The following is a 13,345-nucleotide window of genomic DNA, read 5'->3' on the forward strand; positions in this document are numbered from 1 at the left end:
AGTTTATTATGCCTGCTCTATTGCTCTTCACAGTTTAATCATAACACTTTTTATTGTGGTAGCTCATACCTGTAGTGATTAAGTCGTATTTACCTTTTCAAAACATCTATAACTGTTTTTCTGGCGCAACCTATAGTTCGAGCTATCTGTGCCTTATTCATACCTTCAGAAAACAGTTGTTTGATATTGGTATGTAGTTCTTTATTTATCTGTTTGCCCTTATAGCGACCTTTCGCTTTAGCAATTGCTATACCTTCTCGCTGGCGCTCTAAGATCATGGAGCGCTCAAATTGATAAATTCCACCTAACATTGTGAGCATCAGTTGTTGCATTGGGTTGTTGGTGCCATCGAATATAAAGTTTTCTTTATGGAACTTTAGCGTGATCCCATCAGAGTTAAAATCTTTAACTAATCTAAGTAAGTCCTCAGTATTTCTAGCCATTCGGCTAATGTCGTGACAGTGAACGACATCACCTTCTCGGGCATATTCAAGCAACTGCTTAAGTGCAGGACGGTCAACATCTTTGCCACTGCATTTATCTTCAAATATTTTATCTAGCTCAACACTCAATAATTGACGTTCGGTATTTTGATCTACTGACGAAACTCGAATATATCCAATTTGTGCATTCATAAAAGTCACCGTGTAATTAAAGTCTATAAGTCCACAGTAACTGGATATTATATTGATTTCAAAGGTAAAAGTGACACAGTAATTACGGAAGATTATGTGACTATTTTGCGTAAGGTTAAAGTAGGCAGTCCATAGTTGACCGTCTAGAAACCGAGGTGAATTATTTGATGAAAACCAAGATCAATTCCATGGGGAAAACTGGTCATGTGTAGTTGAAACCTATCTAAAGTAAACAGCTTTCAGGTTTGGATGGTAGATTTTAACTTACCGAAAATTAAGGATAATTATGAAAAACCGTGAGTTTTGAGTGTACTTAAAGTTTACGCAGATAAGTTGTGTTTAAAAAGGTAGAGTAATTAGTATTACTTCATGTATTTAGTTACTAGAATCAATTTTATGTAAAACAACTATCCGACAATTGCTCCAGAAAAGGTGACTCTTCTACAATTTTAAAACTAGTAACAGACTCTATATCATTAATACATAATACCGTAGCGTTAGGGTAACTAGACTCTAAGATCAATTCTCTTTGAATTTTTGTTTTAATATATACATTATGTATGAGTGCTTTGTAGCCCAATACTTTGCAAATTTGATTTGTAATAATGCAATCATCCAGCCTTATATCTTTTCTTTTTTTTAATTTTAGATCTCTTCTTTTGCTAAGAGTTTCCAAATTGCTATTAATTACTTTTTCTCTAATACAGTTATATTTTTTTAAATTATTTGTGACTCTTAAATCCAATATATCGCTCTGTTTCATTAATATATTTGCTTCTAATGCCACACCATGATTTATATCAAATGTATTCTTAGACCACTGAAAAGCACTATTGTCTGGTTCTGAAATACCATCTATAAAAAAATATAAGCCGTGTCCGAGCCAATCTTCGGGGGATGACATTATTTTAAAACCATTTTCTAATATGGACTTGGCGTTTTGTATTGATGTACCATGGTATCCTTTAAATTCAACAAGTTGCTTTAGTTCTATGCAGTTCATTTTTAACTCTATCCGATTTGTCTTTTATTCTTTAGCTTTAAAGTATTGGCGAAGAAATATATTCAGTAAATTGGCAGCAATTTTTGCTGTTGGTAGTATTGGAGTATTGACTACTTCATTTAAAGAAATTGTTTTTCATGAGCTTCTAAATTTTTCTACAGGGAAAGATATTGAACCGTCATCAGCTCCAGAAACGTTTTATATTTTACTGGTTACATCAATAGTTTGTGCTGTTGTTTCTCACTTACTTGGGGTAAAAAAAGACCAAGTGTTAGTTTTTGAAAGAGGTACTCTTGAAAGCTTCCAATGTTCAAACTCAATTATCCATTGTTATTTAGGTTCTGTGACTAACATATCAGGAATTGATGTAGTTGTTGCATCAGAGAATACAGACCTTAATCTTGGGAGTATATCAGGTACTTCAGTTTCTGGGCGAATTAGGAAACTAGCTGCCGAGAAAGACATCACTGAAAACTTATTAAAAGATCATTTGTTTGATCATATTCAAGATTGGAAAAATAACCAAAATACCTTAGGACCATACAATTTAGGAACATGTATATTTTCCCCGCCATTTAATGCGCAATTGCATGGAGTAAAATCTATTGTTAATGCCGTTGCAGTTAAAAAAAACCATCACAACACATTTTCGATTGATTACGTGGCTATTGACAATATTATCGAAAAATCTATTACTTATTGTGTTTCAAAGGGGTTTGAAAGTATATTTATCCCCGTTTTCGGTTTAGGCAGCGGAGGTCTTTCTCCAGAAAAATGTATTGATATAACTGTAAAGTCGGTTATCAAACAATTGAATAAAACTGACTATGTGTTAAAAGTTTTTATTGGAGTATATAGAGAAGAGGATTGCTTGGCTCTTTTAAAATCCATTGCAAAGAGTGTGTAATATGCGGATAGGCTACACCTCAGGTGTTTTCGACTTATTTCACTTTGGCCACGAGAATTACTTAACAGAATGTAAACGTTTTTGCGATTATTTGATAGTTGCAGTTGACTCTGATTCCAGAGTAAAAAAAATTAAGGGAGTTCAAAGACCAATTGAATCGGAAGTAATAAGGTTGGGCAATGTGTCTCATCTTTCGGATAAATGCTTTATTAAGAAAAAAGCATCTATTGAGTATATAAAATGCCATAAGCCAGATTTTATCTTTATTCCTGATAACAAAAATGCTGTTATCAACAAATCAATATCAGCCACAACTATTGTAATTCCTTACACATATTCAATATCAACTACTATGGCTATTGAGAGCTTAAAAAATTTAGAAAATAACTCACAGTAACTGTTTAGGTAAATATACGTTGTTTGAAAATTATCACTCGGCTTTGACTTGCTATGTTTCCCCAGTTATCAATGAAGATACTAAAATTAGTGATATAGGTAAACTATCTATGAATTTTCTGATAATACTAATTGATAGAGAAATTACATGATTATGAGCAGGGAATATATTCTCATTAGACTATAGTTGATTGATAATTCAATGCGTCTATTTATAGTTGGCCTAACGCAGACACTCCATTGATAATCCGCTTATTCGGTAGTTGACCTCAATACTGAGTGAAAATATATTATCAATAGCTAAGCTGAACAGCTCCAGACTTAAATAAAAAGTTATCACCTATTAAAAATGGTCTGTGAACCCCTTCGATAATAACATCATTTGGTCTAATCACTTGGAAACACTTTTCGACAGGGTGATCTCCTCTTTTATATAAAATATCGAGGTGAGCTTCACTCGTAAAGTCGATTATTGTGCCATCGCTCAAAGTTAACCAGACGTGTGCTTGGATTGGTTTACTGAAATCAGGTGCTTTTAACTCATTTAAAATATATTGATAAGACATTTGACAATATATGTCGTTTTCAGCCCAATACCTGTCACCTATCGTGATATAAGTTTTGAAGTTGGTTGAGCACCCTAGGAGTCCATTGAGAAGCATGTTAACGGGAACACACTTTCCAGCTAATCGCTCTGAGTTTGTATAGCCATTTTCGTATAATGCCTGAATACAAACTTGTAAGACCTCTTTAATCTCTTCAACAGATAATAGTTCACCAAACTGTATTGACTCAGTTGTTAAAGCCAATTCTTTAGTTTTTGATAAGGCTTCTTGGAATTTAGTTGTGTATACCATTATTATTTCACTTTGCTTTTATAAAACTTGAAAATCACATTCTAGGTTGTTTTTCGTTTATGGACTTTTAACAGTCATTAGAATAATTAAATGAGGATCTTTCTTGTATTGTCACACTTGTATTTTGTAACGTGCAGAGTTCTACTTGGACCTGCACGTTACACTTAATATCTAAGAAAGATAAACCTACGGCAATTTATTTACTTTTAGGTGGATTGTTTCCACGGTTGCCACCAGATTTATTTCCTGTTTTACTTGGTCCATTAACTGGAGTGTTACCTTTAATCATGATATTTTCCTTGTTTTAAATTTATAAGAACACCTTTGTTTTCAGGGCTTGTGTACAGTAACAAAGATGAAAGGGACAGTTCGGGACAGAACTATAATTAAAGGAATTAATTTGTGGATTATTTTAAAGAATTTAAAGTTAAACGAATAAAAGAGCTTCAATCCTCGATTAAACACACAATCGCATTGCTTGGGTGGAGCTTTAAAGATTTTGTGGGTAAATACATGATTGAGACACATGATTATGTTGAAGAGGAAGATATTAATCAGTTTTATGAAACGGTTCGAAAGCAAATTGAACGTGACTCAACTAAGGAAGAACTATTAATTAAGTATCATTCATTTTTATTTGCTACAGAAGAGTATAAACATTTACGAACAATATCGGATAATACTGCAAGCCCCAATAGTTACCCGTTGATGAATATTCCTGAATTAAATTACGATCGATCAACTGATAGAGCACTGAAGGAAGAAGAGCTGTTAGTTATGGGGGTTTCATACGCTGAAAAAATGGGAAGTTGCTGGGACTTCACTATAGTAAAAAATGACTTAGTTACTAAAGGCTCATTAAGTGAATATGAAGAACCTTCATATATTATTTTATATCAGTGTGACTTTGGTTTTAACGGGGGGAGTGGTTGTTATGGTGTAGGAATAATTGAAATTTGGGCAAGAAATAGTGGTTTTGGAGGTTTCTATATTGCTGATAAAAAATGCGAAATTGATTGTGGTGGTGCTAGACTTTCCCATGTTGTTGGAATAAAAAAAGGTGAGCTCATTATTGTTGCCAAAGACTTTGATTCACTAGATCCACAATCCAAACAAACGCTATCAGCCAAAATAGTTTTATCCAGACACCTTAGTGATTCCATGGTTTGGCAGATGAAGAGTAAAGAGTATATTCATAAAAACTTAGGGCTTGATCTTAGTAAATTAGAATCAGGTCATACTTAAACGTGGATAACAAGTATGTCCATTTGAAGTAGCCTTAAACCATACACTTACCAATTGGTTTTAAATGATTCTAACTAGACGAAAACTTTAGAAAAAATTCAATAAACGGCTATTTAGAGAGTGATTTAAATTTACATGACATTTACGAATAAATGGAAAGGGTACGTATAATTAGCTATAAATTTATCAACTTAAATATGAAATCATGTAGTCCTATTTTTATGGTGAGGTAGTTAATTGATAAATAAAGTACTTAAGGATAGATTAAATAACTAATTTTATAGAATAAAGTTGACGTCGAAGCCAACTGGACGTAGTATTCAATCGAATTCAAGCCAATTGTCATTGGTTTTTGTGTTTACTGCGGAGTGGTAGTTCAGTTGGTTAGAATACCGGCCTGTCACGCCGGGGGTCGCGGGTTCGAGTCCCGTCCACTCCGCCACTTAATACAAATTTTTTTATCTACCCTATAGTAACACTTCAATATTTAGTCACCTTGTCCCTAGTAATTCTAATTACTTTTATATTTTTAGAACACTATAATTACCTTAATATTATGGTATGTTTAGGAGTAATAGTTTTAATTTTAAATTTAGATAAATGTACTAAGGGATTCTATGTACTACCTCAATTACTCTGTTGTTGTAAAAGCTTATACAAAATTATTAATAGAACGAGAAAATAAAATAGATAGTGGTATTATTGGTACACTTTTTTTGATGAAAAACTCTCAATACTCTGCAGAAATATCACCTTCTTATAGAATACCCGTTGATGAATCTAGAGTTACTAATGATATAAATCATCTTTTTTCTTTTGTGGATTCCGTAACTACTTCACTTAAACCTGAAACTTTCTTTATTTTATCTGAAGAATATGATGATCAGATATTAGAAATTTTACATAACTCTAAAATAGATATTTTATCTATTGCATGTATTTTACTTCAATCTGAAGAGTTTGAGTCTGAACTTTCTTCTAGTCAGTTAATACAGTATTTTATTGAAAAGTTTCATTTACCAAATATATTTGTTGAGAAATGCTTTGAGATGATTTTAGATTCGATCGAATTAATATTTGTTGAAAATATTGAAACTTCTGAAAACCGCAAAAAGCAATTAGAGGTCATTTTTCCTAACCCAAATCATAAAAATACTATTTCATTTAAAGAAAATAGTGGCAGTTACTGGCAAACCTCAGCAGGAGGTGACTTCGGTAGAGGAGCTTATACTCAGAAAATGAGACCATCAAGTAACTTAAAAGAATTAGTTTTTTTACCTAATGGGGCATTTCAAAAAAAGTTAAGTTACCAAGGTGAACCGGTTAAATCACATATCAATACAAACTCGCTTAATGTACTTTTTTTTGGCCCTTCCGGGACAGGGAAATCTACGGAAGCTAGAAGGGAACTTGTTGATGAAAAAGGTGTTGACGAATTACGAAATTTAACTCAAGTAACTTTTCACCCAGAGTATACATATTCAGATTTCGTAGGTAGCTTAAAACCGGTGACTTTATTTAAAAGGTTAGAAGGAAGTCGTGTATTTGACGCATTTAATGCTGTAGAAGCTAAATATGTCGATTTAGAGCCTATATTGGAGTTCAAATTTGAAGCTGGGCCTTTTATTGAAGCTTGCCTTAATGCTGCAAATAGTGACCCATCAGAGCCCCATGCATTAATAATAGATGAAATTAATAGAGGAAATGTTCCTGAAATTATGGGGGATATTTTTCAGCTATTAGATAGAGAAGAAACAAATAGATCCAATTCAAATAGTGAACTTCAAAAATATATTATGGAGTATTCCAAAACAGATGTATTTAATCGAGGTCTAATAATACCTTCAAATTTATATATTTACGCAACAATAAATCCAGCTGATCAAAACGTGTATCCATTAGATACAGCATTTAAAAGGCGATGGAAACGAAGATATTGGAAGATAAATAGTCAACATTCATCTTGTTCTAATTGGGAACTTTTAATTTGTGGAAAAAAAATATCTTGGTCAAAATTTTTAGATCTAGTAAATAAGCATATTACACATAAATTATATCTATCTGAAGATAAACAGTTAGGACATTTTTTTATTAAATTGTCAGGTAATCCAACATTAGATGAAATTAAAGAAGAAACGCTCAAGGTAATAAGTTACTTGTGGGAAGATATCCCTAAATCTAAAAGAACTCAGATATTTGGTAGCGGAATATTTTCATTTAGTGAAATTCACGATTTACTTATATCGAGTGATGGTATTAATAGTTTATTTACAAAAGCTATTGCGGATGAATTAATGGATTTATCGGAAGAAACTGAATTAGCAGCAGAGTAAATAATATCATGGATTATAAGGATATTTTGATCAAAGTTGATGGTTTAAGTATACAACCTGAAGATAAACTTGATGACAGCCAAATAAATATATTATTGACTCATAAACTGATTACTCAAAGTGTGGACTTAATATATAAAGTGTCTTTTGTGGGCTGTATTGAAGTTAAAGGGAGAGTAATTATATCTCTTCCTTATGGTGTAAGTATTAATCAGTTATCTAGACTTAGTTTTTTGGGGCTAAGGTCATACATTATAAAGATTATTGAGTGTATTCGGATTTTTGAGAGGCACTTCATAGGTGAAAATGAGATTGTTTCTTCAGGAAAAATAGCTGCTTCATTTAGCTTGATTGAAGACTTTGAAGAAAATGGTTTCATTACAAAGTTTATAAAGGAAAATTCTATAAATGGAACGGGATCTATCGATTGGAAGAGAACAATTAAAAAGTTTCAGCCATTTAAAATCAGTGATTCATGGGTTCATAAGAATTTGGTAACTAGGAGCAATACTAATCATGAAAATCATGAACTGATTTTAGTACAGAAATGGGCATTGAATCAGGCTACTAAATATTCCTCACTACTTTCAGATGAACATCAGATACTTGAAGATGAATTAGAGTGTAACTTAAGTCGAGATGAAGTTACTGAAATTGTAATGCGCTTATATCCTAAGAGCAATAAAGATAGGGAAATATATGTATTAGATTTAATACTTCAGCTTTTAGATGAGCAAGAAGGAACTGAGTTTAGTGCAATATATACAAAAAGTTTTAATCTTATTTGGGAAGAAACACTACAACAAGTGTTAGGGCATAACCAGAAATTGAAAGATAAAGCACCTCGGGTTATGTGGAATGATGATCACTCCGTTAACGAAGAATTAGAGATAAAATCAAAACCTACTGGTTCAGCACCTCAAGTGGATATAATTTTTGAAAATGAAGATAGACTCTATATATTTGATGCTAAATATTATGACATTATAAATAATGGTAATAGGCCTGGTTTAACTGATTTATATAAGCAGTTTTATTATGGTGAAGCTTTTAAAGCTATCTTGGGCTTAAGCGATTTACCCGAAAATGGTTTGATATTTCCATGTTATATGCCTAATCAAAATGATTATTTAGTTAAATTTACTGATGTTGAGTATTTAGTCAGGGGAGAAGGATATTTAAATAAAATAACTAAAATACCAGCATATGTAGCATCAATCGAAAAAACTATTGATGCATTTCTTTTCGGACAATCTTTAAAAAAATACCTTTTGGTGGTTACAGGAAGAACTGTTAATCCTTTAAGCTAATTCCCATTGCTATTTATTTTTTCATTAGATAACTCTAAGAGAGTTAACATATCTTTCACAACTGAATCTACTACCGCAACACACACTGAGTTACCTAATTGTTTATATGCCTGAGCATCTGAAACAGGAAATTCTAAATGGTCAGGATATGCTTGTAACCTTAGACATTCTTTTACACTCAAAAATCTTTGGATATCCCATAACTTGGGTCTTCTGTTAGCAATTATTGCAGGAGCATAAGTATCAGAATGAACATAGTATGATTCTTGTATCTGAGTTTTGGCTATATCTCCAATATGAAACCGTAGGGTTTTGTCTGGTTTTAAGTATGAAAAAACCCCATGCCTACCTTTTTTCGTATGCGCCTCATAGCGAGAATTGTCATGTTTAACTCGACCATTAGAGTAATTTTTCATGTTATCAAAATGAAATTTAATTTTTTGTTTTTCTGCACTTTTAATTTCTAAATGAGGGTTAGAATTATCTTGCATATCTAAAATAGTTTTTAAAGTTGTTTTTTTTGATTTGTTTCCTGTATTGAGTTGGAATGATTTGGACTCTTTAGTAATTAAGTCATTTCTTATACCGACACAAAACCACCTTTCTCTATATTGAGGAATATTAAAATGATAACTATTAATAATATCATCAAATAATGTATAACCTATCTCATGAAGAGAGTCCCTTATCGTTTTTAATGTTTCGCCTTTATTATGTGATTTCAAGCCTTTTACATTTTCAAGGATTAATGCTTTAGGCATATGGTGAGACAAAATTTTAGCTACGTGGAAGAATAATGTTCCTCGAGTTTTATCCTCAAACCCTTCATTTCTCCCCGCATAACTAAAGGGCTGACAGGGAAAGCCAGCAAATAAAACATCGAAATCAGGAATTTTATTTAACTGGTTAGTATTTTTTGTAAACTCTGTAACATCACCATAAGGCTTGTCTCCATACCAGTGTTCGTATGTAGCTTGTACAAACTTGTCGTTATCAGAAGAAAAAACGCAATCCATCCCATTATTTTCAGCGGCCAGCCTAAATCCGCCAAGCCCACAAAATAAATCTATAAACTTTAAGGAATTATTAGTGTTGGGTTTTTCTATAGTTTTTCTTTTATTTGGTTTTATACTTTTACCATTTAACCACAGCATTAAAGACTCTTCACTTAACCTCCATTGCTTACCTATTTTTTTTGCTGGTATTTTATTGTGTTTTATAGAACGATAAAGTGTTGATTCGGATATTTTTAAGAATTTAGAAGCTTCTTTTATATTAAATACTTTCATAGTGCGTGGATTATTTGTTTGTCATTTTTAGGCAATGTTAACATTTACTGTATATTCATACAATGTTTATGCGACAAATTATGAATTATAGTATTTGTACATGTTTAGATTTTAAAAGATAAAATAGACTACTTTTTAGAATGCAATTAGGTATTTTATTTTTCAGATTCTTTGAATAAATACGGGGGGGGGATTATATAAAGTAAGTGGCAGGGATAAGAGGATTTGAACCTCTGAATGACGGGATCAAAACCCGCTGCCTTACCGCTTGGCTATATCCCTGCAATATACTTCTTTATATTTACTTTGAAATGGTACGGGTCAAGAGACTTGAACTCTCACATCTTGCGATACTGGAACCTAAATCCAGCGCGTCTACCAATTCCGCCAAACCCGCATTACATTCAAGTATTTAAAGAGACTTGAACTCTTGCTTACTTAAACCTAAATACTTAAGTAAGCTGGTGGCTACACCGGGACTCGAACCTGGGACCCCATCATTATGAGTGATGTGCTCTAACCAACTGAGCTATGTAGCCTAAATCAACTTGCTAAGGAGCAAGTGCTGCGTATTATGCTAACCTGCTGCCTTCACGTCAACCGTTTTTGGCTGTGCTGTGCTGAATTTCACCACAGATAATGCTTTTCCAAACATGGGAGGGACTACATGATTTTAGTGTTGTTCAATCACCGCTACGCTATTATGCATTGTTTGGCTAGTATATCGAGCCTTATATCACTATATGTAATTAAGATGTATATGTGTTTTAAAGGTATCTTAGGATAAAATTCTATTTATATTCGGTATAAAATAGTTTTTTACAAATTGTTAATTGTTTTGAAAAGTAATTGATTGGATGAAAGCTTTATTTATCAATAAAAACAATATGTTAATATTTTCGGTAAAGCTGACTTATACGGTCAACTCAACTAATTTAAAAAGAAAGCCTCTGCAGTGATGTAGGGGCTTTTTTGTTTCTATTAAGTGACTCTATTTATGTTCAATATTTGTATGCTTTTTGTTATGCTGCTTATCTCTCAGCTCTAATTCTAAACCCTAATAAATTCTAATAATAAAGATAATTCAATGTCACTAGATGAACACTTGTCTAAAGAAAGCGCTAAAGAAAGCTCTTTAACCGAAAATAAAAAAGCAACGCAAATTAGTGCAATTAAAGCACCTTTTCGTGGAACTTTTTTGTTAGCGCCATTAATTCTGTTGTTCACGGTTGTAATGGCAGTTTATAGCGCTATTAATTATTGGACGTTGCGCGATAACACCTTTGAAGCACAGCAAGTTAGTTATTTACAAGATACGGTTAAAGCTACGGCTAATATTGAAACATTCATCGCTACTGTTGAAAGCTCAGCCCAGCGTCTTGCTTCAGCTATCAGTGATTCTCGCTTGAACAAAAGTGATTACCAGCAAGCATTATTAACAATGTTACAGAAAAACAGCATGTTTTTTGGTGGCGGCATTGCTTTTTTGCCTGAAATTATTGATGGAGAGCGTCGTTTATATGCTCCTTATTTTGCTAAAAATACACAGCTTGATGATGCTGATAGCTTTGTTTTTATGCAAATTGCCGATAGCTATGATTATACCTTAGCAGGCAATGAATGGTTTGAAGAAGCATTAGAGCAAGGCTCTCGTTGGAGTAAACCATATTTTGATACTGAGCTAGGTAATATACTTATGACTACCTACTCGGCAGTTATTTACTGGCCAGATACTAATGGCCACCCCCAGCCTGTCGGCGTTGTAACCATTGATATAAGTATTGATGATCTAGGTAAAGCGGTTCACTCATTAAAATTTGGTGGTGAAGGTTATGCCGAAATATTAACTGGGGAAGGCGTTTATATTTATAGCCCAAATAAAGCATATGTACTCGATAAACATAATGTGTTTAATGACAAGCGTTGGCGAGAAAGTAAAAATTATGAAGTACTAAAAAATTCAATTGAAGTGGGTGAGCCATCGATTGTTAAAGTTTATGATCAACATACTAAACAATATGATTGGGTTAGTACTTCAGATCTTTTAGGTTCAAATTGGCGGATGATCGTTAACTTTTCTGAGCGTGAAGTTACCTTACGAAGTGTTGAATTAAGGCATTGTTTAATGCATTTAATTTTATGGTCTGTACTGTCAATATGTACCGCGCTTCTTTATAAGCAAGTAGTCGCGCCAAAAAATGCGGTGATCAGTTGGCCAACCTCGTTATTAGTGGCGTTAGTGTTAATATTAGGTGTTTGTTCAACTTGGTGGGTTACTAAAAATTTCAATAGTGGAGATGAGCTTAAAGGGTTGGCAATCACTAACAAAGGTCAAGCTCACGCTATTGAGCAAGAGTATAGTAATCGTGCTTTGGCGCATTTAACTGAGCAAGTAGTTTTTATTCCTACTGGAATTTATATCGAGTCAATGAAGTTTACCTCTCACAATGATATTCGCGTTATTGGTAGTGTTTGGCAAAAATTTGATTTAATTGAACATAAACATGTAAAGCGTGGCGTTATATTCCCTGGCGGCGCAGGTGTTGAATTCTCTCAACCTTTTATCGAACAACAAGGTGATATCGAGTTAGTGCGTTGGCAGTTTCAAGCCAGCTTACGTTTTTCGTTAGAATACGATCGTTACCCTATGGTTAAGGATGACTTTGCTATCGGTATTTTCTCAAAAGATACCGGCGGTAATGTTTTATTAATCCCAGACGTTGAATCTTTTATTTATCTTGCGCCAACCAGTTTACCTGGGATCAGCCCTGAAGTATTTTTACCTGGTTGGAACATAGATAAAAGTTTATTTGAATTTCGTGAATGGAATCATAGAACGACTTTTGGCAAAGAAGTGACTGTAAAATATGAGAACCTACCTGAATTGTATTTTAATATCGGCTTAAGCAAAGTTTTTGTACCAGCGTTTATTTCACATCTCACTCCCTTGCTTATTGCTGGTTTGATTGCTTTTATAACTATGTTGATTTCAACGCACGATAAAACTCGATTAAAGTTTATGGGCACTGGGATTGGTTTTGATATAGGGATTAGTACCAGTATATTTTTTGTAGTAGCGTTATCTCATATTGGCCTGAGAGAGCGAGTGGTGAGTGATTCAATCTTCTATCTCGAATTATTTTATTTACTTATGTATGTCAATTTAATTAGCGTTTGTGTACATTCAATTTTGAGCGGGTTAAATCAACAGTTGTTAACTAAAATTACTTTTGGTATCGCCGCTAAAAAAGCATTTTTCCCATTGAATATGTTTGTGGTATTTATTTTCAGTTGGTTAACTTTTTATACTTAACCTGAGTTCTTGATAATATCACTTGATTAAAAATGATACGTAAAGAGGATAATTTAC

10 protein-coding genes and 4 tRNA genes are annotated in these 13,345 nt (G+C 33.1%); 7 read left to right on the top strand and 7 right to left on the bottom strand.

The window, feature by feature from the left end:
* Positions 1–89: 89 nt before the first annotated feature.
* Entirely contained in the window at positions 90–635 is a 546-nt protein-coding gene (locus CWS31_RS07050; RefSeq protein WP_101345442.1) for a recombinase family protein, read from the bottom strand.
* Between the two features lie 394 nt (positions 636–1,029).
* Entirely contained in the window at positions 1,030–1,638 is a 609-nt protein-coding gene (locus CWS31_RS07055; protein ID WP_101345443.1) for a hypothetical protein, read from the bottom strand.
* A gap of 70 nt (positions 1,639–1,708) precedes the next feature.
* Between CWS31_RS07055 and CWS31_RS07060 the strand changes: the two genes are divergently transcribed.
* Entirely contained in the window at positions 1,709–2,545 is an 837-nt protein-coding gene (locus tag CWS31_RS07060; RefSeq protein ID WP_148747742.1) for a macro domain-containing protein, read from the top strand.
* A gap of 1 nt (position 2,546) precedes the next feature.
* Positions 2,547–2,942 carry an adenylyltransferase/cytidyltransferase family protein gene (locus CWS31_RS07065; protein WP_101345445.1) on the top strand — a complete coding sequence of 132 codons (396 nt, stop codon included), beginning with the start codon at positions 2,547–2,549 and terminating at the stop codon, positions 2,940–2,942.
* A 292-nt stretch (positions 2,943–3,234) separates the two neighbouring features.
* Here the strand turns inward: CWS31_RS07065 and CWS31_RS07070 are convergent, their stop codons facing one another.
* Positions 3,235–3,798, bottom strand: a complete 564-nt coding sequence (locus tag CWS31_RS07070) for a hypothetical protein (protein WP_101345446.1) — start codon at positions 3,796–3,798, stop codon at positions 3,235–3,237.
* 402 nt (positions 3,799–4,200) lie between these two features.
* Between CWS31_RS07070 and CWS31_RS07075 the strand changes: the two genes are divergently transcribed.
* From CWS31_RS07075 to CWS31_RS07090, 4 genes are all read left to right on the top strand, one after another.
* A complete protein-coding gene (locus CWS31_RS07075; protein WP_101345447.1) occupies positions 4,201–5,043 on the top strand; it encodes a hypothetical protein in 843 nt (280 codons plus the stop codon).
* A gap of 365 nt (positions 5,044–5,408) precedes the next feature.
* Positions 5,409–5,485, top strand: a tRNA-Asp gene (locus tag CWS31_RS07080).
* 175 nt (positions 5,486–5,660) lie between these two features.
* The gene (locus tag CWS31_RS07085; RefSeq protein ID WP_101345448.1) at positions 5,661–7,376 is read left to right on the top strand and encodes an AAA family ATPase; all 1,716 of its coding nucleotides are present in this window, start codon (positions 5,661–5,663) and stop codon (positions 7,374–7,376) included.
* 8 nt (positions 7,377–7,384) lie between these two features.
* Positions 7,385–8,686 carry an LlaJI family restriction endonuclease gene (locus CWS31_RS07090; protein ID WP_101345449.1) on the top strand — a complete coding sequence of 434 codons (1,302 nt, stop codon included), beginning with the start codon at positions 7,385–7,387 and terminating at the stop codon, positions 8,684–8,686.
* Here the strand turns inward: CWS31_RS07090 and dcm are convergent.
* From dcm to CWS31_RS07110, 4 genes are all read right to left on the bottom strand, one after another.
* Positions 8,683–9,975: a DNA (cytosine-5-)-methyltransferase gene (gene dcm / locus CWS31_RS07095; RefSeq protein ID WP_170252806.1), complete on the bottom strand. Its 1,293-nt coding sequence runs from the start codon at positions 9,973–9,975 to the stop codon at positions 8,683–8,685. The genes CWS31_RS07090 and dcm overlap by 4 nt on opposite strands.
* 207 nt (positions 9,976–10,182) lie before the next feature.
* A tRNA-Gln gene (locus tag CWS31_RS07100) sits at positions 10,183–10,257 on the bottom strand.
* Between the two features lie 30 nt (positions 10,258–10,287).
* A tRNA-Leu gene (locus CWS31_RS07105) sits at positions 10,288–10,372 on the bottom strand.
* Positions 10,373–10,437: 65 nt separating this feature from the next.
* Positions 10,438–10,514 (bottom strand) — tRNA-Met (locus CWS31_RS07110).
* A gap of 548 nt (positions 10,515–11,062) precedes the next feature.
* Here CWS31_RS07110 and CWS31_RS07115 point away from each other — a divergent pair.
* Positions 11,063–13,288 (top strand): PDC sensor domain-containing protein, encoded by a 2,226-nt coding sequence (locus CWS31_RS07115; RefSeq protein ID WP_101345450.1) that lies wholly within the window; start codon positions 11,063–11,065, stop codon positions 13,286–13,288.
* Positions 13,289–13,345: the final 57 nt, after the last annotated feature.

This window comes from Colwellia echini (genome assembly GCF_002843355.2).
Taxonomy (GTDB): Bacteria; Pseudomonadota; Gammaproteobacteria; order Enterobacterales; family Alteromonadaceae; genus Colwellia; species Colwellia echini.

Coding starts and splice junctions, on each gene's coding strand:
- CWS31_RS07050 (WP_101345442.1), bottom strand. CDS start 635: ATGAATGCACAAATTGGATATATTCGAGTTTCGTCAGTAGATCAAAAT.
- CWS31_RS07055 (WP_101345443.1), bottom strand. CDS start 1,638: ATGAACTGCATAGAACTAAAGCAACTTGTTGAATTTAAAGGATACCAT.
- CWS31_RS07065 (WP_101345445.1), top strand. CDS start 2,547: ATGCGGATAGGCTACACCTCAGGTGTTTTCGACTTATTTCACTTTGGC.
- CWS31_RS07070 (WP_101345446.1), bottom strand. CDS start 3,798: ATGGTATACACAACTAAATTCCAAGAAGCCTTATCAAAAACTAAAGAA.
- CWS31_RS07085 (WP_101345448.1), top strand. CDS start 5,661: ATGTACTACCTCAATTACTCTGTTGTTGTAAAAGCTTATACAAAATTA.
- CWS31_RS07090 (WP_101345449.1), top strand. CDS start 7,385: ATGGATTATAAGGATATTTTGATCAAAGTTGATGGTTTAAGTATACAA.
- dcm (WP_170252806.1), bottom strand. CDS start 9,975: ATGAAAGTATTTAATATAAAAGAAGCTTCTAAATTCTTAAAAATATCC.
- CWS31_RS07115 (WP_101345450.1), top strand. CDS start 11,063: ATGTCACTAGATGAACACTTGTCTAAAGAAAGCGCTAAAGAAAGCTCT.